This window comes from Bacteroides stercoris ATCC 43183 (assembly GCF_025147325.1).
Taxonomy (GTDB): domain Bacteria; phylum Bacteroidota; class Bacteroidia; order Bacteroidales; family Bacteroidaceae; genus Bacteroides; species Bacteroides stercoris.
Genome location: NZ_CP102262.1, coordinates 266,875 through 288,265 on the forward strand (window position 1 = coordinate 266,875; position 21,391 = coordinate 288,265).

General features: G+C 38.1%; 15 protein-coding genes and 1 pseudogene. 14 read left to right on the forward strand and 2 right to left on the reverse strand.

Features of this window, described 5'->3' with window-relative positions; translation table 11 throughout:
* The first annotated feature begins 61 nt into the window (after window positions 1-61).
* From NQ565_RS00970 to NQ565_RS01030, 13 genes and pseudogenes are all read left to right on the forward strand, one after another.
* Window positions 62-628, forward strand: coding sequence for a Crp/Fnr family transcriptional regulator (locus NQ565_RS00970; protein ID WP_005652956.1), 567 nt, complete (start codon window positions 62-64; stop codon window positions 626-628).
* A 75-nt stretch (window positions 629-703) separates the two neighbouring features.
* Entirely contained in the window at window positions 704-1,585 is an 882-nt protein-coding gene (locus NQ565_RS00975) for a 23S rRNA (adenine(2030)-N(6))-methyltransferase RlmJ (RefSeq protein WP_040315576.1), read from the forward strand.
* Between the two features lie 94 nt (window positions 1,586-1,679).
* Window positions 1,680-2,225: a TetR/AcrR family transcriptional regulator gene (locus NQ565_RS00980; protein ID WP_005652952.1), complete on the forward strand. Its 546-nt coding sequence runs from the start codon at window positions 1,680-1,682 to the stop codon at window positions 2,223-2,225.
* Window positions 2,222-2,947, forward strand: a complete 726-nt coding sequence (gene ubiE, locus NQ565_RS00985; protein WP_005652950.1) for a bifunctional demethylmenaquinone methyltransferase/2-methoxy-6-polyprenyl-1,4-benzoquinol methylase UbiE — start codon at window positions 2,222-2,224, stop codon at window positions 2,945-2,947. Before NQ565_RS00980 ends, ubiE begins: the two co-directional genes overlap by 4 nt.
* Before the next feature lie 5 nt (window positions 2,948-2,952).
* Window positions 2,953-3,405 carry a DUF2867 domain-containing protein gene (locus NQ565_RS00990; protein ID WP_005652948.1) on the forward strand — a complete coding sequence of 151 codons (453 nt, stop codon included), beginning with the start codon at window positions 2,953-2,955 and terminating at the stop codon, window positions 3,403-3,405.
* Between the two features lie 162 nt (window positions 3,406-3,567).
* Window positions 3,568-4,209 (forward strand): RteC domain-containing protein, encoded by a 642-nt coding sequence (locus NQ565_RS00995; protein WP_005652943.1) that lies wholly within the window; start codon window positions 3,568-3,570, stop codon window positions 4,207-4,209.
* A 154-nt stretch (window positions 4,210-4,363) separates the two neighbouring features.
* A complete protein-coding gene (locus tag NQ565_RS01000; RefSeq protein ID WP_005652941.1) occupies window positions 4,364-4,714 on the forward strand; it encodes a helix-turn-helix domain-containing protein in 351 nt (116 codons plus the stop codon).
* A 255-nt stretch (window positions 4,715-4,969) separates the two neighbouring features.
* A complete protein-coding gene (locus NQ565_RS01005) occupies window positions 4,970-5,554 on the forward strand; it encodes a BfmA/BtgA family mobilization protein (protein ID WP_005652940.1) in 585 nt (194 codons plus the stop codon).
* A 4-nt stretch (window positions 5,555-5,558) separates the two neighbouring features.
* The gene (locus NQ565_RS01010) at window positions 5,559-6,470 is read left to right on the forward strand and encodes a DUF5712 family protein (protein ID WP_040315574.1); all 912 of its coding nucleotides are present in this window, start codon (window positions 5,559-5,561) and stop codon (window positions 6,468-6,470) included.
* A 277-nt stretch (window positions 6,471-6,747) separates the two neighbouring features.
* A complete protein-coding gene (locus tag NQ565_RS01015) occupies window positions 6,748-6,945 on the forward strand; it encodes a helix-turn-helix domain-containing protein (protein WP_005652935.1) in 198 nt (65 codons plus the stop codon).
* Window positions 6,946-6,983: 38 nt separating this feature from the next.
* Window positions 6,984-10,169, forward strand: coding sequence for a hypothetical protein (locus tag NQ565_RS01020; protein ID WP_005652933.1), 3,186 nt, complete (start codon window positions 6,984-6,986; stop codon window positions 10,167-10,169).
* A gap of 658 nt (window positions 10,170-10,827) precedes the next feature.
* Window positions 10,828-11,468, forward strand: a pseudogene (locus NQ565_RS01025) (phage integrase SAM-like domain-containing protein); the annotation flags it as partial.
* Between the two features lie 504 nt (window positions 11,469-11,972).
* Window positions 11,973-15,800 carry a type IIG restriction enzyme/methyltransferase gene (locus tag NQ565_RS01030; protein WP_259830520.1) on the forward strand — a complete coding sequence of 1,276 codons (3,828 nt, stop codon included), beginning with the start codon at window positions 11,973-11,975 and terminating at the stop codon, window positions 15,798-15,800.
* Here the strand turns inward: NQ565_RS01030 and NQ565_RS01035 are convergent.
* Window positions 15,797-16,711: a TaqI-like C-terminal specificity domain-containing protein gene (locus NQ565_RS01035; RefSeq protein ID WP_259830522.1), complete on the reverse strand. Its 915-nt coding sequence runs from the start codon at window positions 16,709-16,711 to the stop codon at window positions 15,797-15,799. The genes NQ565_RS01030 and NQ565_RS01035 overlap by 4 nt on opposite strands.
* Window positions 16,712-16,722: 11 nt before the next feature.
* On the reverse strand, window positions 16,723-17,331 hold the full coding sequence (locus NQ565_RS01040; RefSeq protein WP_005652924.1) for a master DNA invertase Mpi family serine-type recombinase: 609 nt from the start codon (window positions 17,329-17,331) through the stop codon (window positions 16,723-16,725).
* Window positions 17,332-19,376: 2,045 nt separating this feature from the next.
* Between NQ565_RS01040 and NQ565_RS01045 the strand changes: the two genes are divergently transcribed.
* A complete protein-coding gene (locus tag NQ565_RS01045) occupies window positions 19,377-21,386 on the forward strand; it encodes an energy transducer TonB (protein ID WP_005652923.1) in 2,010 nt (669 codons plus the stop codon).
* The last annotated feature ends 5 nt before the right edge of the window (window positions 21,387-21,391 follow it).

The following is a 21,391-nucleotide window of genomic DNA, read 5'->3' on the forward strand; positions in this document are numbered from 1 at the left end:
GTGCCAGATTATTCAATACAGCTATTATTATTCGTATCTTCGCAATTATAAAGTATTTGAAATGAGTAAATTTAATGCGAATGAAGGTGTAAATGTCACAAGGTTAGAAAAACTCTTTCTTGAGAATGGAACACTTAAAACATTTAGGAGAAATGACTATATGGTTCGTCAAAACAATAAGACGAATCATATAGGCTATGTTACATCAGGTACATTTCGCCTTACTCGCATAGACACAAACGGCAACGAATGGATTGTAGGCTACAGTTTTGAGAATGATTTCGTATGTGATTATCCCTCTTTAATTTATAGAACAAGTGCAACAGTTAGCATAAAGGCAACAACTGACTGCGAGGTCTATTTGCTCCCATTAAACGAACTCAACCAATTTTGGGAAACAGATATGGAAACACAACGTTTAGGCAGACGAATTGCCGAAACCATGTTTGCCGAGATATACCAACGATTATTAAGATTCTATTGTGATACTCCCGAACAACGTTATCAGGCATTAATGAAACGATGCCCCGATTTACAAGAACGAATATCCCTAAAAGAAATAGCACTTTTTCTCGGTGTAACTCCTGAAACCCTAAGCAGAATCCGCAAAAAACAACAGCAAAAATAAAGGTCTTGACTTTCGTCAAGCCTTTATTGCTTTCTACTGCTTAATATTGCCGCCATAATGATAAACAGAATGATTATGGAAACTTACACTCACTTCGGCAAACAACCTGATGTTCTCAAACATCTTGTTCTCTGCGAGGTTCTTCAAATAGAGAAACCGCAGATATATGTAGAAACAAATTCAGCGTGTGCCATCTATGCAATGGCACATACTCCCGAACAAGAATATGGTATTTATCATTTCCTAAACGAAGCGAACGAAGATGACATATTGAAAAATTCCCTTTATTATCAATTGGAGAATGAAAGTATGGCAAATGGAAACTATTTAGGTTCTCCAGCATTAGCCATGAAAGTATTGAATAATGATATTAAGGGGCATTTATTCTTTGATCTGGAAAAGGAGGCATTGGAGAATATCGAAACATTTGCAAGACACCAAGCCGTCACACCACCAATTAGAACCTTTAATTGTGATTCGGTTGATGGCGTATTAAAAATATTGCCATCACTTCCCAAAGCTACGTTTTTACATATCGATCCTTATGAAATAGATAAACGCAATAACAACGGACATACTTATCTTGATGTATTAACCAGTGCCACCAAATTGGGAATGAAGTGTTTGCTGTGGTATGGATTTATGACGATTAACGACAAACAGGTACTCAATAAATATGTATCGGAGAAGTTAAGCAAGGCAGGCATTAAGGATTATACGTGTTCTGAATTGATTATGAACGTCATAAAAAAAGATACAGTAATCAGTAATCCGGGCATATTGGGAAGCGGAATCTTAGCGACCAACTTATCCCAAAAATCTAATGCGATGATTCAGGCTTATAGCAAAAAATTAGTTGCAATCTATAAAGATGTTCGATATAAAGAGTTTGACGGGAGCTTATACAATGACATCATTAGTAAGAAACAGAATATCAGAATCAAAAGACATCTTTAATTCAAGTCGAGAAACAAAACTCAGAAATACTATTGTTCTTTCAACAAAAGTAATTACTTTTGCAAACCATACTATATGGTATGGTTTATGGATTATGAATAAAGTAGATAAAAAACAATGGTTTGTAGTTGGTCTTGATATCTTGGAAAAGGATGGATTCGCAAGAATCACAATAGACAACTTATGTACTCGATTGGAGATTACTAAAGGTGCATTTTATCACCACTTCAAGAACATTGATGGGTACATTGAAGCTCTGATGAAATATTGGTTAAACCAAAATACTGTTCAAATAATTGAAGATGCAGATAAATTAGCAACTGCAAAAGAACGAATGGAATTTATTGGTAGTGTCGTGATTAATAGATCACATAAAAGTGAACAGGTGATACGAGCTTGGAGCTTTTCTAATCAAATTGTAAAAAAGTATATCCAGCAAGTTGATGATTTGCGGATTGACTATTCAACTAAATTGAGAGTACAGTTAGGTATGTCGGAAGAGGAATCTAAAAATACTTCTGTTTTAGAATATGCAATTTTTGTCGGAATTCAGCAGTTATATCCTGATATAAATAAAAAGGATTTGGAACAACTTTATATGTTCTATTGCCAAAAACTTCAAATCAACGGTGTCAGATGAAGCCATATAACAAAGAGGAATCAAAAAGGATTCAGATCCGAAGGATGTTTAATAACATTGCTCCTTACTATGATAGGATATGTCACATTCTATCGTTCAATATAGATAGGCTTTGGAGGAAACGTTTAGTGGAACTTGTTGCCGAAAGAAAACCTACTAACATTGTTGATATAGCTACTGGAACGGGTGATGTAGCCATAAGCATGGCGAAAAAAATTCCAACTTCCCAAATAGTTGGAATTGACTTGTCGGAAGAAATGCTGAAAGTTGCACAGCAGAAAATTGAGCGTTTTAGCATTAAACCCAACATAAGACTTTTATGTGAGGACGCTGAAAATTTGTCGCTCTCCAGTAATACTTTTGATATCATTACAATTTCATTTGGAATAAGAAATTTTGAAAATATAGTTAATGGGTTATCGGAATGCCACCGGATTTTGAAAGAGGGTGGAAGTCTATTTATTATGGAGTTTTCGACACCTAAGCATAAAGTATTCAATGTACTATATCGCATTTACTCAAAACATATTCTACCATTAATAGGTCAAGTAATATCAAATGACGACAAGGCATATAAGTATCTTCCCGAATCAATCGTAGAGTTTAATCGAGAGCATGAATTTACCGAATTATTGCTAAATAATGGTTTTGATAGTTGTATATCTATATCATTATCAAATGGTATCGCCCACATTTATATCGGTGTTAAATCTAAAATGTAGATAATATGAACGAGGCTAAAATACATAACAGCAGTTTAATTAATAATTATCTCCCTGCTGATTATTTGGATTCTTTCTCAAAAGAGGTTGTAGTAAATAAAAACATTACACCTGATGCTTTCTTTGATATGGCATTCAACCGATTTCCTGCATGGATAGATTGGTTGTTAAAGCTGAGAAACAAAATAGTGAAACCTTTAGGATTAGACACTACAAGTCGCTTTTCCGATTCTGTGTGTGAAAGGAGTGCTAATGAAATTATATGGGGAATGCCCGACAAGCATCTGAATTTTAACGTTTCAATGTGGTGTGGAGAATATCGAGATGGCAAACAGGAACTTCGCATTACCACTGTTGTGAAGTACAATAACTGGTTCGGACGATTATATTTCTTTGTTATCAGACCATTTCATAAGGTAATAATAAAATCAATCCTGAAAAATATAGATAAGAAATAAATACTAATACAGGCATTATTAATAAATATCATATCTCAAGATTAGATTTACTTCAACTTGAAAACTACATTTTAGAACGCGGAACGCTACGTACTGCCAATAATGAGGAGTGTGTTACTCTAAAATATTACCGCCATTTACTAATAATATAATGCGACAACAATGCCAGATTGGGAGCTAACAGAACAACGCATCTATCAACTATTGAAACACCCATATCAAATTGATAAATCGGTAGTTGAAAATATGACTTCTGCATACTTAGAGTTTGTGGAAGAGTTGTTCGCTTATATTGGTAACACCAAAGACAATAAAGAAATTATTCGTAAGTTAAACATAACTTATATAGAATTTGCCACAATAAAAGCATTTGAAGAGTCTACACCTACCGAAAACAATAAACAAAAAATAGTTTTTCTAAATAAATTGATAACCCTAATAGAAAAAGAACAAGATTTACTTTACCGTCAAATGGAATATCCCAAATTCTTTATCAACATAGAATCGGAATGGAAATCACCTATCTGTACAAACTCGGACGTGATAAAACTTATTGACATAATGGAGCTGGCTTGTGGATTTTTCTATCTAATGGATGGGCTTCTGCGTATCGACAATAAGGCGTTACACCTGATAGATGTTACACGTATCTTTGAAAAGATGTTCAACGTTAATTTGGGGGATATTTACAAGAAAGAAGAAGCTGTAATCAAACGCAAGCCGATTAAAATAACAGAGTTTTTGGACAGGCTAAAATCTGCCATCATTCAAAAAAGTAAAGACGAGGGTTATTACCAGCCATAAAAACGAAAAATATTCTATTCTGTTTATCAGCAAGATAGCAGTTATTTGTAGGGGAGTACCAGTGGTATTCCCCTAACTAACCTACACCGATTTGCCGACCTTTGCTTCATCAATCGATTGAAAAATTTAATGTTCAACTAAAAAATGAAGCAAAATGTATATAGACAATGAAAACTTCGACAAGTGGATGGAACGGCTATCAAAAAAGCTCTCCGAAATTGGGCAAGACCTGAAATCCCTTATCAATACCAACAATATACTGGACGAGAATGATAAGATACTCGATAATCAGGATTTAGCTTTTCTGTTGAAAGTATCTTTCCGAACCCTGCAACGGTATCGGGCAAGTGGCAAACTTCCTTACTTTATGATAAGTCATAAGACCTACTATCGGGCTGCTGACATCCGGACATTTATTCAAGAAAATGCTGATTGTAAGACCTACGAACGGTTCAAAAAAGAAAATCAACTTGATAAGCAAAGCACTGCAAAACAGGGTGAGTAATGGCACACACCTGATGTAGCACCATCGCTCCCCATTTAGCAGAAACCGCCTCGCCCTGTGGCTCGGCTCATTTCGCTAAATGAAGCAAGAGGGAACTAGACAAGTCCTGTTCTTCCCTCTTGCCCTGCGGGGTAAAGCCTTCGGCTTTAGCGTGTTACAAGAACACGCTGTAATGACACCTATAATAAGCATTTTCTTTGTAATGCTTATTATCAGGTATTTATCTATTCATATTTCTATAAAAAAGCAATTACCATGCCAAACAGCAATCGAAAAACAATATTCACTACCATTTCCATAGACAAGGAAACGGCAGCTTTGGTAGAGAAGATATGCAAACGCTATTCCCTGAAAAAGAGCGAAGTTGTAAAGTTGGCGTTCGGGTATATAGATAAGGCACATATCAACCCATCCGAAGCACCTGAATCCGTTAAATCAGAACTGGCGAAAATAAATAAAAGGCAGAATGATATTATCCGCTTCATTCACCACTATGAGGAAGAACAGCTGAATCCCATGATACGGGTTACAAATTCAATCGCTTTACGTTTCGATACTATCGGCAAAACTTTAGAAGCTCTTATTCTCTCTCAACTGGAAGCTAGTCAGGAGAAACACAAAGCCGTACTCAAAAAGTTAAGTGAACAGTTCTGTAATCATGCTGATGTTATAAATAATCAATCGAAACAAATAAACGCACTCTACCAGATACACCAACGGGATTATAAAAAGTTACTTCACCTGATACAACTCTATTCAGAACTTTCTGCTTGTGGTGTGATGGATAGCAAAAGGAAAGAGAACCTAAAAACTGAAATCGGTAATCCGATAAACACATAGAGTTATGCACATAGATTTTGCCCCGCCATCAAACGGAACATATAATAATTCAGGAAGTTGCCGACAGCTAGCAAATTATATGGAACATGAGGATTTAGAACGAATGGAAAAAGGCATCTATACCGAAGGCTTTTTCAATCTGACTGATGACAATATCTATAAATCAAAGGTTATAAAAAATATAGACAGTAATATCGGTCAGCTATTAAAAACGGATGCCAAGTTTTATGCTATCCATGTAAGCCCATCGGAAAAGGAACTTCGGCTAATGGGAAATACCGAGCAGGAACAAGCCGAAGCTATGAAACGGTATATCCGGAAAGTGGTTATTCCGGAATATGCGAAGAACTTCAACAAAGGATTATCGGCGGAGGATATTAAGTTTTATGGGAAGATACATTTTAGTCGGGACAGGTCGGACAATGAGCTGAATATGCACTGTCACTTGATTGTCAGCCGGAAAGACCAGACTAACAAAAAGAAACTATCTCCGCTTACCAACCATAAGAACACCACGAAAGGGACAGTTAAGGGAGGTTTTGACAGAAAGAACCTGTTCCAACAACTAGAGCAAGGATTTGATAAACTATTCAGCTACCAACGCCAACTAACTGAAACCTTTGAATACTGCAACACGATGAAGAACGGCAGTATCTCCGAGCAACTTAAAATGCAGGAACGGCAAATTAATGAGACGAAAGTACAGCCAGCTAATCAGCTAAATGTTGGGACAGCGATACAGCCGGACATACCAACATTGCAACAGTCGGAAAATAAACAATCTAATATTAATATGCCAGATTTAGGCCTATCCTCTGTTTTGGGTTTGTTTACTCCTGATGTAGCCAACAAAGAGGATGAGAAAGCTCCCATGAAAAGAAAAAAGAAGAAACCCAAACGGGGATTCAGGCAGTAGTGCGATTGTTCCCGAAGTTATTTCCCGCTCTTGGCTTTCCGGCCGTTTGTAGGGCGAAAGCCCACGGGAATAACCAACGGTGCGAGAATAACTTCTACCATCGTGAGGTTGCGGGACGAAGCAAAGAAAGAAAAAATATGATTTGAATAGGGTCTAAACTTCAACTCAAAATATATTTCATCACTGTTTTCCTAAGTTATTAAAGCAAAACATAAATAGTCCTTAAAAACATCCCCAAAAAATTCCTATCTTTAACGAAAAATCAAATCCACGAAGTATGAATAGAATCAAAGATGTTCTTAGCGAAAAAGAAATCAAACAAACGTGGCTTGCTGAAAAATTAGGCAAAAGCTTCAAGATTGTGAATGCTTATGCTTGCAACCAAAAGCAGCCAAGTTTGGAGACGCTTTTTCAGATTGCGGAGATTTTACAATTCAATCCAAAAGATTTAATCGACACCAAAGATAGGAAATAAGGAGATTTTACCACCAATAGAAGCTAAAATACAATACAATGGAGCAAGAAATTAAAACGTCTGTAACTGTTCACGATTTTGTGGCATATTATCGCGAGTTAAGACCTCAAAAATTCTCGGACTCGAAGATAGTTTATGAGATCCCTCTGACAAGAGAATTATTTGACAAACAGCTCGAAATACTTTCCACCAAAAAGATGCAGAGTGAATTTGAAAACTTTATCGTGAAATGTGCCGAACGACTGATTACACCCAATATCAAACCTCAGACAGGGCCCGATGGCGGTGGTGATGGTAAGGTGGATGCTGAAACCTACGAAGTATCATCTGATATTTCTGACAAATGGTATGTGGCTAATGGTGGTGCATCGGGGAAAGAAAAATGGGCTTTTGCTATCAGTTGTAAAAAGCAATGGAAACCGAAAGTAACAGGCGATATTGAAAAGATTGCTAACACTAACCGTGAATATACACGAGCTTTATTCTTTTCCAATCAATTCATCAAGTCAAGTACACGGGCTGACGTAGAGAAGGATTTGTCGGAGAAGTATGGTGTTGAAGTTTCTATTTTCGATGCTCTCTGGTGTACAAATGCAGTCTTTAATCATGGTTGTATAGATGTAGCTTTAACATGTTTGAATTTTTCGGAAGAATACAGAAAGAAACAAGAGATAGTCGGAGAATTAGACAAGAAGAGACAAGAACGGCTTGATGAAATTGAAAAGGGTATATTGCGTACAATAGATGGAGTTGACACAGGTTATATAGATGAATTGCAAGAAACTTGTATCCTCAGCAGAGGTTTGGAGCGTCCACGTACTGAAACAGAAGGGCGCTTCAATAGAGCTTTGCGTGAATGTGAGCATCATGGTACCACTCAACAACAGTTTAATATCATCTATGATCATGCTTGGACAAGTTTCTTCTGGTTTGAAGATATTGATGCGATGTATTTGGATTTTATGAAACTCAAAGAGTTCATAAGTGATAACTGTACTGTTATCCGTATAGAGAAATTAACAAATATATTGACTAATTTAATTAATGCGGATCGTGCAGGCTTAATTGAATCAGATAAGGTACAACTAGAAACAACTTATATAAAAGAGCTATGCAATGCTTTAGAACAGCAAAGCGATAAGCCATCTTGTTTCTTATATGTGCGTATTTATATTGCAGAACAAAGATTGATCAGCCACTTATTGTCCAAAGAGTCAATAGATGAAGATATTGATATTCTCAAACCATTATTGTTAGAAGCTCCATATCATATAGAAATCAGTTTTGAAGCCCAATACCAAATAATAACTAATTTAAACAAAGTGATTGATGATAACTCAAAATATGAGGATCTTGTAGATGAACTTACGTTAGTCCTAAGAAAATCACACTCAGAACAAGCAGCAGCACGGATAGAAATGGATCGTGCTCTTGCTTTAATGGATAAGGGAAAGTTGAAGCAAGCCATCCGCCACTTTAGTTTCTGCATACGTCCTTTTGAAAGAGAAGAGTGTATAGAAGAATTAATCAAAATTTCCGGCATGATGGGCATTGCATTATATGACATAGGTTTACCTTATAGTGCAGAAGCTTATTTGGTCAAAGCAACGTCCATGCTACTTAAAACTTTTTACATCTCAGGTGATGTTCCTCATCTTCTCCTAACTGTCTTGCAGAAACTTTGCGAAATAGAATTGATGCTGGGACGATTGGTCATGTACTTGAATTGGCATGAACTAATGATGGTAGTTTCGCAGAATGGTCAGTTTGCAGAAGACACACATTACAATGAAACAAACATACTTCATGATGGTGCTTGGGCATGCCGATTTGCGGCATCTAATTTGAAAGACCTTGTAATAGGTTCATTACCTGCGATATTAGAAAGAGCTAACATGTTTCAATCGTCAGAATACTTAAAGTTTATACTGGGGTATGCAGATGAATTGGATGAAAATGTGAGAAATATATTTGCTAAAGATGGGTGGCAAGACAAGATGCTCAATCAACCTGTATTTAAACAGTTTCTTTCCGATTTGAATATTTCCACCCATGGGCAGGCAAGGCTACAAACAACGGCAAACAATTGTACATTGCATATTAATTACGAAAATAATTGTCAGAATCAAATTGTTGCAGAAATATTCTTGGGAGCAATTGAGTCAATGCTGGCAACAATGGAAATCTTTGAAGTGTTGACAATTACCCCAGAAGTGTATATTGAAATCACACCCACAGAAGGTAAGTCTGAGTTAAGACAACTAACTAAGTCAAATGAATACCAACTCTGTATCAATATAAAGTATAGTGACAAGGATTTGTGGGAATGTATTTCAATGTTTATAGCGTCATTTTTCAGTAGAAACTCTATGTCAAAAGAAGATCTGGAGTATCTTCTCCAGAGCAAACAAGATGGTGAGAAGCTTATGGATAGGGTAAGTAACTTGCTACATGTAAAGCAGTCAATTTTTAATGTTCTTGGTAATACATTCAAAAACAAGATAGAGGATTGGCAAAAGGAATCGGACAAAGTGTACCCATTAAATAGAGACTCATTCGAACACAAACCGAAGAACTATCGTAATGAAAAACAACAAAACATATCTTTTCATAGTACTAATACAGATATGAATATATGGGAAGGTGCAGGTTGGAACGGTTGTGGATTCGTGTTTGATCAACAAGGAACTATGCCTCCAATATTTGGGCTCTCTTTTGAAAACTTAGACAGTGGAAAGCAAATTATTACTGAATGGGGTGTTAAATTAGCACAGGGAGAACGTTCCATAATCATTTACCTCATTCGGGGTATAGATAAGCAACATCCAGCATGGTATAGAGTATGTGTAGCACCAGATGTAAAAATAGACGATCTTAAAGAAGGTCATTACTTTGCCTCTATGTGTCGCAAGCACACTATGACACCCAACAATAATTGGAATATTGACACCTTTGAACAGCTTTTCAAACGATTTGGCGGTTGCTGGCTTTCAGCTTTTCAACTTGATAGCAACAAGAATATCGTAATGCCGGAAAATTTTAACGATGCATTCAAGTTTACTAATGTCGAGTTCAGAAATGCTTGGGAAATAGGATTAAATGATACAGCAATAGTAGCTATGGAACCTGATGACGAACCATTCATTCCTGTAGGCAAAAGGAATATAGCTCCTGTGGTGGAGGTGATGGCTACAATTCGAGACTTTAAAAAAGGGCAGATATAAAAAAACTAGTAACCATAAAAACGCCTTCTAATATGCGTAATTCACTTCAAATTAGAAAGGGGTAAACACATCGTAATTATAACAATAAAAGCAATAATATGTTATTTTAAAGAAGTTCAAATAGAGTAATACAAAATCCAATTTGCATTTACATTTTGCAAATTCAAGAAGAAACAACTATCTTTGCCCTCAGTATTCTCCATGAGCAAACTATCGCAAAAGAACGTAGCAAATTAGTGGGATAATTCATGGGATATGCTTGAAGCTAAAAATATAAAGTTGTAAATATCAGCGTGGTAACTCTACAAGGAGAATCCCAAGCGGATCACTCAAACGAATAAGAAAAACAAGAAAGAAGGTGTGTCAAAATGCACACTTTCTTTCTTGTTTAAGAAAAATAGCGTAGTTCTCTTTAACTTTTTGAGTTTCAAAAGATAAGCGGAGCATAGAAAACAGACAGGTAACGATTGGGTGACGAAAATCCATCGCTTGCTTGCGTTTTTCTGCATAACCTCAAATAACTCTTCAGCTACAAAAGTAGTTGATATTCTTGATGTTAGCAAATTTATACAGGAAAAATTTCCCCGATAAAGTTTCTTGGTTTAAATAGTTTTTATCTTGAATCCATTTTCTTTTTTCACGGAAACGGATTTTTTCAACGGTCAAAGAAAACACCCGCCTTACCACCCTTCGTAACCGACAGGAAGAGGCATATGGGAACCTGCAGAGGAACCAGGGAGTGGTTACGGTCGAACTGCTCAAGATCACTGTATCAGATGCCAATTCCGTGTCGGAATACCTCCTGTAAGCCGGAGAGGTGGAACGAGAACGTCTTAGGATCCGCTCCAAGGAGATTAACTCCACCTACCGCCAGTCGAAAACCACACAGCTCAATCTCAGGCAGTTCATCGAATCCCGCGAAACGAAGGGCATCACCTTTTCAGACATCACCGGGGAGTTCGCCGAATCGTTCAAGATCTTTCTCAAGAAGGAGTTGAGACGCAGGAACGGGCACATGAATCATTGCCTGTGCTGGCCCAACCGGCTCATATATATCGCTGTAGACAGGAAAGTATTGTGGCCCAACCCGATAAAAGATATGGCATACGAGAAGAAAGAAGCACCTAAATTAAAGCATATCAGCCGCAGTGAACAGAAACGGATGACGTAAATCCCGATGCCCGACCTGATGATGGAACTGGCGCGCAGGGTGTTCATCTTCCCTCGCTGACCGGTCTGGCCTACGTGGATACGAGGGCTCTCCATCACCGTCACATCGGAATAACCTCGGAAGGAAGAATATTAAGGAAAACATGAGAAGCAAGCACGACCGGCAGGAATAGTCATGGATAGTCGTTTTGTGTCATATGGGGAGGAAAAAGAAAACTGAAGCGGGTCTGGATTCACGACCCCCTTTGGGTATGTGAAAGAAACGTTGCGATGAAAGAAAAAACTCCTTTTCGCACATGGATGAAACAATGCCGGAAGTCCGGCAATAAAAAGATGTGGCTTCTCTAACCCGAGTAAATGCCATGATTACAGACTTCTTTTTGTTCCTATACCATCAGACCGGTTACCTTCAGGTTAACAACTTATCCAACCTGTGATAGATCCGGATGTGAAAAGATTATTTTGACTGACTATTACAATATAATAAGTAGAATCATGTCAAATCTACTGTCTGCTATTGTCTGTTGATAATGGCTGGCAGTAGAACAAACTTTCGTTAAACCAATACGTTCATTCTTTATTATCAAGTTTTTAGGCTACCTTTGTATTTTATTAACTTATTTACCAAACATTATGGGACTACTCAAACCGAATCAAGCTCTGAACAAAGCATATAGACAGGTTGCGATTGAAACAACAGATTTTGACTTATTCAAAAATGCCCTTCGCACATTGAGAGACAATATTGTGGATGGGCAAAGAGAACACACGCAAAAAGAACATTTACGTAATTTTCTGAGTGAAACGTTCTACAAGCCATACTACATGGCTCCCGAAGAAGATATTGATTTGGCTATCCGATTGGATAAAACTATCAAGTCCAATATAGGGTTATTGATTGAAGTAAAGAGTACCACCAACAAAGGTGAGATGATTTCTAATGACAATCTTAATCGTAAGGCTTTGCAGGAATTATTGCTATACTATCTTAAAGAACGTGTCAATAAGAAGAACAATGATATTAAATATCTCATCGCTACTAATATTCATGAATTCTTTATTTTTGATGCCCATGAGTTTGAACGCAAATTCTATCACAACAAACAATTACGTCGTGAGTTTCAAGACTTTGTGGATGGACGCAAAACTAGTAACAAAACCGATTTCTTCTATACTGAAATTGCAACAACCTATATTGAGGAGGTGAAAGATAGCCTTGAATACACTTACTTTAACTTACAAGACTATCAACACCTACTTGATAGAACAGACGGTAGCGCTTCACGCAAACTTATCGAACTTTATAAGATATTCAGCGATACACATCTTTTGAAGCTATCGTTCCAAAATGACAGCAATTCGCTCAACCGTGGATTCTACACTGAGCTGCTACACATTATTGGTATTGAGGAACGCAAAGAGAATAATAAAACCGTGATTGTACGCAAAGCTGTGGAACGGCGTGACGAGGCTTCATTACTAGAGAATACTATTAACCAACTGGATGCAGAAGATTGTTTGCGTCACATAAATGGTAGTTTGTATGGGAATGATTATGAGGAACGGTTATTCAATGTTGCAATGGAATTGTGTATTACTTGGATGAATCGCATCCTTTTCTTGAAACTGTTGGAGGCTCAGATGTTGAAATACCACAATGGAGATGCAATCTATAAATTTCTTTCAATAACTAAGATTCATGACTATGATGATCTCAACACACTCTTTTTCCAAGTGCTTGCACGTGACATGAGCAGCCGCACACACTCCATTATGCGTGATTTTGCTTACGTTCCCTATCTTAACAGTTCTCTTTTCGAGGTGACAGATTTGGAAAGTAAAACAATTAAGATAAACAGCCTTTCACAACGTACGGTACTTCCAGTTTTGGCGAGTAGCGTATTACGGAATAAAAAACGCAATCTACAAGTCAACGCATTACCCACCCTGCAATATTTGTTTGCTTTTCTCGATGCTTATAACTTTGCGAACGAAGGCAGTGAAGAAGTGCAAGAAGAGGCTAAAACACTCATCAATGCTTCTGTTTTAGGGCTTATATTCGAGAAAATAAATGGTCACAAGGATGGTTCGGTATTCACTCCAGGCTTTATCACTATGTTCATGTGCCGTGAAGCAATCACCAAGACCGTGTTGCAAAAGTTTAATGGTTATTATGGCTGGAATTGTACCACCCGTATAGATCTATACAACCATATCTACAATATAGTCGAAGCTAATGAACTAATTAACAGTTTGCGGCTGTGTGATCCAGCTGTTGGTTCGGGTCACTTTCTTGTGTCTGCTCTCAATGAACTGATACTCTTGAAATATGAATTGGGTATTTTGGTAGATGCTACCGGTAAGCGTGTCCGCAAAGCGGACTATCAACTTGCCATTGAAAATGACGAGCTGATTGTGACCGATGCCGAAGGTAATTTATTTGCTTACAACCCACTCAATGCGGAAAGTCGGCGCATGCAGGAAACTCTTTTCAAGGAGAAGCGTCAAATTATTGAGAACTGTTTATTTGGCGTTGATATTAACCCCAATTCTGTGAAGATTTGCCGCCTACGACTGTGGATTGAATTGTTGAAGAATGCTTACTATACGGCTGAAAGTAATTACACTTATTTAGAAACCTTACCAAATATCGACATTAACATCAAATGTGGAAATTCTTTGCTTCACCGATTCGCTTTGACAGACAGTATTCAGACCGTACTGCGAGAGTCTAGTATCAGCATCAGCCAATATAAGGAAGCTGTAGCTAAATATAAAAATGCCCAAAGTAAAAGCGAAAAGCAGGATTTGGAAACGTTTATAACAGAAATCAAGTCGAAATTGAAAACAGAGATCAACCGCCGGGATGCACGATTGGTTAGATTGAACAAACGCCGCTCTGAGTTGGCAAACTTACAAGCGCCTCAACTGTTTGAACCGACAAAAAAGGAAAAGAAAGCGTCGGACAAGCGCATTGCCGATTTAAAGAAAGAAATTGCGACATTAGAAAATATATTTGAGGAAATACGCTCCAACAAAATTTATCTTGGTGCATTCGAATGGCGTATAGAATTTCCAGAAGTACTCGATGCCGAAGGCAACTTCTTGGGATTTGACTGTATCATTGGCAATCCACCTTACATTCAGTTACAATCTATGGGTAAGAGTGCCGATGTATTAGAATGCATGGGCTACATAACTTATGCACGCACTGGTGATATTTACTGCCTCTTCTATGAGTTGGGTATGAACCTGCTTACTCCCAATGGTTTTCTTTGCTATATCACGTCTAATAAATGGATGCGTGCAGGGTATGGTGAAGCCTTGCGAGGTTATTTCGCAAGCAAGACCAATCCTATTATGTTGGTAGATTTTGCAGGCATAAAAATATTCGATGCAATAACAGTAGAAGCAAATATTCTTTTATCTCAAAAAGCAGCAAATATTTTTAACACACAAGCTTGTTTGGTACAAGATGCGAATGGCTTGAATAATTTGAGCGATTTCGTGCAGCAAGAGCATACCATTTGCGATTTCTCCGATAGTAACAGCTGGGTAATATTGTCGCCAATTGAACAATGTATCAGGCATAAGATTGAATCTATTGGTACACCACTCAAAGATTGGGATATAAACATTTATCGTGGAGTCCTTACTGGGTATAACGATGCGTTTATCATATCTACCGAAAAGCGTAATGAGATATTGGCGAATTGCCAGACAGAAGGCGAGCGTCAAAAAACGGCTGAACTTATACGACCGATTCTTCGTGGCAGAGATATAAAGAGGTATGGATATGACTGGGCAGGGCAATGGCTAATATATATCCCTTGGCATTTCCCATACCAATTTGATGAATCTATAACTGGTGCTTCTGAAAAGGCAGAAAAAGCGTTTAAAGAACAATATCCTGCTGTATATAACCATATGTTGGAATATAAAGAACCACTTTCTAAACGAAACAAAGCAGAGACAGGAATTCGATATGAGTGGTATGCTATGCAACGTTGGGGGGCCAAGTATTGGGAGGATTTTTCTAAGCCAAAAATTGTATGGAAAATAATCGGAAATCAAATGGCTTTTGCATATGATGCCAACAATTATGTAATGAACAATGCCTGTTATATTATGACAGGCGATCATTTGGATTATCTGTTGGCAGTATTGAATTCACAAGCTATAACATGGTATAGCTATGTGACTAATATGAATAAAACTGGCGTTGGAGATGTTCAAGTTGGAGGTCAAAATATAGCGACTTTCCCTATACCTTTTTATGATGCCAATAAAATAGAACTCATTGAATTAGCAGAACTTGCAAACAGTATAATAAATAAAAATATCAATCTACCATTTATTGACTCTAAAATAGAGGGTTTGGTTTCAATGATATATGGATTCACGAGTGAAGAAACTAATTTTCTACATTCATTTGTTTCTTCACTCCGAAAGTCTATTTAAACAGTTTGCTGGTTTTCAATATATTGAATTTCATCCGAGGTAAGTTTATAAACATCATACATCAACTTATTGCTAAAACATTCAAAATCCGTAATACTCATCTTGCCTACTTTCAAATCATTGAAAGCAGCAAGATGAGTATTTAGTTGTTCGGTAGATAGCTTAGCAACAATAAGCTGTTCTATGGTATACTTTTTCCATCTAATTGTCCCTACTCCTGTAGTTGTCCCTACTTTAGAAAACAACCATTCAGACACGGACGAATTTAAAGCAGATAAAAGGTATTCAATACACTCGCCTTTCATGTAAAAAGAAGTTGCTTCTGGTATATATTCTCCAAAAAAGTCGAAAGCAAATTTTGATTTATCAGATATTTCTCCCCATATAATTTTTGGCTTAGAAAAATCCTCCCAATAACTGATGCTATCTTGTGTTTCAAACCACTCGTTACTAGTTTTCTTTCGGGCTTTTATTTTTTTGCCATTAATAATATAAGTTTCTCCTGTTTGTTCCAAACGCTCTATGCCAATTGACAGAAGATAATTTTTCACCGCAGGATAACTTTCTATATCATAATGCCGCGAAGGAAATGTTGCTATAATCCACAAGTCCGCCCATTCATATTCATATCTCTTGATATCCCTGCCACGAAGAATCGGTCGTATAAGTTCAGCCGTTTTTTGACGTTCATCTTCTGTTTGACAATTCGCTAGTATCTCATCACGCTTTTCGGTAGATATGATAAAAGCATCATTGAAACCAGTTTTTATCCCGTAGTTGATTTGGATGTTCCAATCCTTCAAGGGTATTCCCACAGACTCAATCTTCTGTTTGATGCTCTGTTCAATGGGAGACAATATCACCCACGGGATAGAATCTGCAAAGTTACACTTCACGCCTTGTTGTTGCACGAAATCGCTCCTTATACTTCTACCATAAAAGTCTTAATAAATCGAGCGAGCGTATTTCTATCCACTTTACAAATTTTAGCGATTTTGCGTTGTGAAACTTCAGCTTTCAATAGTTCTTGTATGAGAATTCTCTTATCGTGGAGTTTGTACTTTTCTGGAGCAGTCTTTTTCCCTTTAGGACGTCCTAATATTACCCCTTCTATTTTCTTTCGTGCTAAGGCTTCTTTTGTTCGTTGGCTAATAAGGTTACGTTCAATCTCTGCTGACAGTCCAAAAGCAAAAGCCAACACTTTACTTTGAATGTCCTCTCCTAACTTATAGTTGTCTTTGATAGTCCAAACCCTACATTCCTTGCTCATGCAAATATTCAGAATTTCCATTATCATAAAGAGATTACGACCCAATCTGGACAATTCAGCGCAGATAATTAAATCATCTTTCTGTACCTTATTGAGCAATTTTCCGAGTTCACGTTTGTTGTAGGCTTTTGTTCCACTAATGGTTTCCTCTATCCAACCATCAATTTTTATGTTTTGATTGTCGCAGAAATTCTTGATTTCAAAACGTTGGTTTTCTACTGTCTGCTTATCACTGCTTACTCTAATGTATCCGTATATCATATGTCTAATTATAAATGTTTATAGATATATAATATGGATAGTTTTTCTATAGAAACCTAAGAGAGCGTTGATTTTACATTTAATTCTTTGCCATTTCGTTTTTAATGAACTTTCAATTTCCATTTTTATATAGTACAATTTAATTTTTATTCTTCTATTTGTGCATAGAATAACTGACTTGATAGCAACTTATAGTTGAGCACAGCAATAAATACGGTTGTCAGCTCTTTACCTTAAAATCGGGCACTTCTTCCGAAGCTTTTACAATAAGTCGATAAGAAATTTATTTCAGAATTAATTAAAATTCCCGAATCTGGCCTATAACAAACTCGGATGGGAAAAGTGATGGTACCATCAGATATGCATATAGCCATATGACCGGACATGTAGATACGACGATAACAATACGCTCTTCTATCGGAAAGGATATAACGGGATGCACGAATAACCATATATGATTATCGGAATAGTGGTATGGCTGGTTGTGGGTATATGACAGCATCCGTATATCCGATTCTGTATTTTTATTATCGGTATTTCATTTGTTCCAAAAGCCTCTTTAACAGATTCCATCCGGGATGATCGCCTGAATTCTCATGTACCGGACTTTCTTTTTGCTTGATTATCAAATAACCGTATTGCATCCGGCTATTTGTCGGAATCTGTCATTCAGTAATTGTTCCTGTCATTCGTTTTTTCTCTGCGGTTGTTGCCTTTTTTCTCGTAGTATTATGGTCATGTTACCGGATGGGAAGAGCCATCTCCATCACAACCATGAATTATAGTGTAGCCATATTTGTATATAGCCGTATGATACGCTATCCGGATAATGCTATCACAGAATTGCGATATAGCCGGATATCAAAATAAGGATAGCCGGGAGTGAAGGGAGCACGCACACTTCTGGATACAGATATCTCAAAATCTCCATTTGCAGAAGTGTATAAATATCAATCCATTAATGGAGACTATAAAGAAAAAACATAAGTCATACACGACTACCTGTTATTCTCCATTTGTAGAAGTGTAGAAGTAGCAATCTGTTAATGGAGATAATGAAGAAAAAACAATGAGGTATATACGGCTACATGTCCATTTCTCCATTTGCAGAAGTGTAGAAGTAGCAATCCATTAATGGACAATAGAGCATGTAAAGGGCCGATTTCCCGTATATTCGCCTCCTTATCCCCGAATTATGGGCGTAAGTCACATGGTTATGGAGATATATCCATCCTTTAATGGGGAGAACAGCGACAAATATCTGATAGAAATGCCCCGCAAACCACAGGAAAATAGCCTTACAATGAGCTGATACACAATAATTATTGGATAAACGTGGTCCGCTCCTGCGGACAGCAAGTTGTGTTTTCGTTAAACGAAAACCGGACGGTTTAACGGCGGAAACGCCGCCAAACCGCCCCCCCAAAAAAAAGCTCCGGAGTCGCTTTTCCGTACCGGTATCAGAAAAAGAGCCGACAAATCACATAAAGAAGGAAAGTGAACAGTTTTCTGATATTTTGGTCAGAAATCATATCGGAAATTTTGAGCGGTACATGTATTTTTGCAAAATAAACAGTACCCCTTGCTGCTTATCCGAAAACATTGCCTATCTTTGTAAAGTCGTGCAAACGACTGACATATATAGTTGATGTGTTTCGCTAACACCTTGTATTAGAAATCTGGTAAATTTCAAAATGGAAGCAGGGCTGAGCAGTAACACTTGTCACATGTATCCGTATGCGAATGACATGCGATATAGGTGTGGGGTACTGTTTTCATTTATTTGCTTCCGGGTTTTACCAGAACCTCTAATACAAATAAGTAAACCGGCTCCACACTTTCTTGTTAGATAGTGTGGCATTCAAGTCCGGTGGCGAAAATGGGGTCAGTCCGAAATGTTGATTTTCAATAATGGAATCCATGTGTGTTGGATAATTGTCGGATAATTGGTCATGAATGAATAGAAATCCGTAAAACTTATCAGCATTCATAAGAAACCATGTGTAGGATTTGGCTATTTTTACGCAGAAAAAACGGATAAGATTATGAAAAACGTAAATGCTATAATAAAAAACGCTTGGGGTGAGAGTCCGCCACCGAAAGTCAAAACCGGCTTTATCCCCAATCTCTGTGATTGGGAGAAGAAAAATTATCTGACGAATCCCGGCTCTTACTACCGGCAAAAGGCATCGGTCGGATATATAGCCATGAAAGGATGGCTTTTCACTATTTTGCGTTTGCCGAACTGTACCTTTGCTAACCAAGTGTTTTCCTACTTCCCTTTTCCATTCTCTATTCTGAATAATCAGATTCTCGCAATATATAAATTATACAATCACCTTTGGAATGATATCAAGGTGTCTTATCCTGTAAAAGCTGCTATGAAAAAAACGGCATTCATAGCATTGTTCTCAGGCATGATATTGTCAGCCGGAGCTCAGAATACGAACCGGATAACCGAAGAGGAGCCTGATATAAAGGTGACAAAGGATACGGTATGGAATATGGCGATTGAAAAGAAAGCGGCACCCAAGGTACAATTCCCCCAACCGGGAGACAAAATTGATGTACTGGATCCTATCGTGTACAGTTTATGCTATACTACCGCCTATGATAGGCTTGCCCGGAAATCCGTCAAGGTGAAAACTTACAGGAAAGAGTACGCTCCGTATATCCACGCCGGCTATGACTTTGGCGTAAAGCATTGGAAAGAAATCGTACTAAAAGACTATTCCTCGCTCTGGAAACAATTGAAGGGCATTGCAGAGAGTACCGGAATGGAAAGGACCTGCTTCCGCAACGGAGCCCTTATGGGAGCATACTCAACAAATCCCTATCCGGAACTGGATTATATCGATGCCGCAATTTCCGATGTGCTGAAACAGGTAAGGAAGCATATCGCTTCTGAAAATGAAATATCCCGGCACTATTACACCTTATCTGATAAATGGTTTTCTTTTTTCAATGGAGAGAAAGAACGCTATTACGACATCGCAAATCACAACAGACCCTATTTCCTGTGCCAAGAGCATGCCGACGATGCCCTTATTCTTCCAGAGTGGATAGATACTGCCACAGCAAGCAATGACATCACCCAATCGGAAGCCCTGGCTTCGGCAATTGCAAAATTTGACTCCCCTGCCGTTCCGGACGGAATCCGCAAGCTGAAAGACAACAGGAGGCTCACACCCGACGAACGGAATGCCTTACTGGCACCTAACGATATGATTTCGTATGCCGTAGGCGTAGCACAAGCTGGCTGGATCATGGAATATAAATGGTTTATAGGGGAAGCCCACAGAGAGGAGTTTGATGCAATGCTCCTTTCCCCAGGAAACCGTCCTGCCATCATGGCCGCTTTTGAAGACGGACTGAGGAGTGCCATGACTATAACAGAATGTTTTAAAAATGCGATTCTGCGTCAGGACTGCGACTCGATATGTCTTATGAACAAAGCCATCAAAGCAGAATTGAACAAAGCATACAGACAAGACGTAGTTTATGGTTATGTCTTTATGAACGGAATGGATGCCGTTGAAATATACAGGGCCGGTGCCGCATGGGATATTCCTGAAAAACAAACGGCCAGCGGATTGCGGCTTGATAAGGACCGGGTGCTTGAAGGTTTCAGGGATTATCTGGAGGGACATTTGAAAATGGGAGTCGAATATGCCCGGACACTGACCAAGGGACGCAATGCCATTGATTGGCATTTATATGAAAAAGACACGGAGACAATAGACCTGTCTGAAAACGGATTCCAGCCTGCCGTTCCGCTACATATCACGACAGGCACATCAAGCGAGTGGAGCGCCGAACTATCGCAGATGCTTACACTCCCACAGGAAGTTGCCGGGCAGAACATTACGGGCAAGGTGATGGCTACGGTGGTAATTGAGGCCGATGGTGCTGTCAGCAAAGTGGAAATTACAAGTTCGCCGCATCCGGCTTTGAGCGAAACTGTAACGGATTGCATCTACCGCATGAGGTTCATGCCGGCAAAATATGACGGCGAATGCGTTGCATCTGTTGCCATTATTCCTGTATTATTCTAATGAAA

Bases quoted from the DNA above. Each gene is read 5' to 3' on its own strand.
- NQ565_RS00970 (WP_005652956.1), top strand. From the start codon at position 62: ATGAGTAAATTTAATGCGAATGAAGGTGTAAATGTCACAAGGTTAGAA.
- NQ565_RS00975 (WP_040315576.1), top strand. From the start codon at position 704: ATGGAAACTTACACTCACTTCGGCAAACAACCTGATGTTCTCAAACAT.
- NQ565_RS00980 (WP_005652952.1), top strand. From the start codon at position 1,680: ATGAATAAAGTAGATAAAAAACAATGGTTTGTAGTTGGTCTTGATATC.
- ubiE (WP_005652950.1), top strand. From the start codon at position 2,222: ATGAAGCCATATAACAAAGAGGAATCAAAAAGGATTCAGATCCGAAGG.
- NQ565_RS00990 (WP_005652948.1), top strand. From the start codon at position 2,953: ATGAACGAGGCTAAAATACATAACAGCAGTTTAATTAATAATTATCTC.
- NQ565_RS00995 (WP_005652943.1), top strand. From the start codon at position 3,568: ATGCCAGATTGGGAGCTAACAGAACAACGCATCTATCAACTATTGAAA.
- NQ565_RS01000 (WP_005652941.1), top strand. From the start codon at position 4,364: ATGTATATAGACAATGAAAACTTCGACAAGTGGATGGAACGGCTATCA.
- NQ565_RS01005 (WP_005652940.1), top strand. From the start codon at position 4,970: ATGCCAAACAGCAATCGAAAAACAATATTCACTACCATTTCCATAGAC.
- NQ565_RS01010 (WP_040315574.1), top strand. From the start codon at position 5,559: ATGCACATAGATTTTGCCCCGCCATCAAACGGAACATATAATAATTCA.
- NQ565_RS01015 (WP_005652935.1), top strand. From the start codon at position 6,748: ATGAATAGAATCAAAGATGTTCTTAGCGAAAAAGAAATCAAACAAACG.
- NQ565_RS01020 (WP_005652933.1), top strand. From the start codon at position 6,984: ATGGAGCAAGAAATTAAAACGTCTGTAACTGTTCACGATTTTGTGGCA.
- NQ565_RS01030 (WP_259830520.1), top strand. From the start codon at position 11,973: ATGGGACTACTCAAACCGAATCAAGCTCTGAACAAAGCATATAGACAG.
- NQ565_RS01040 (WP_005652924.1), bottom strand. From the start codon at position 17,331: ATGATATACGGATACATTAGAGTAAGCAGTGATAAGCAGACAGTAGAA.
- NQ565_RS01045 (WP_005652923.1), top strand. From the start codon at position 19,377: ATGAAAAACGTAAATGCTATAATAAAAAACGCTTGGGGTGAGAGTCCG.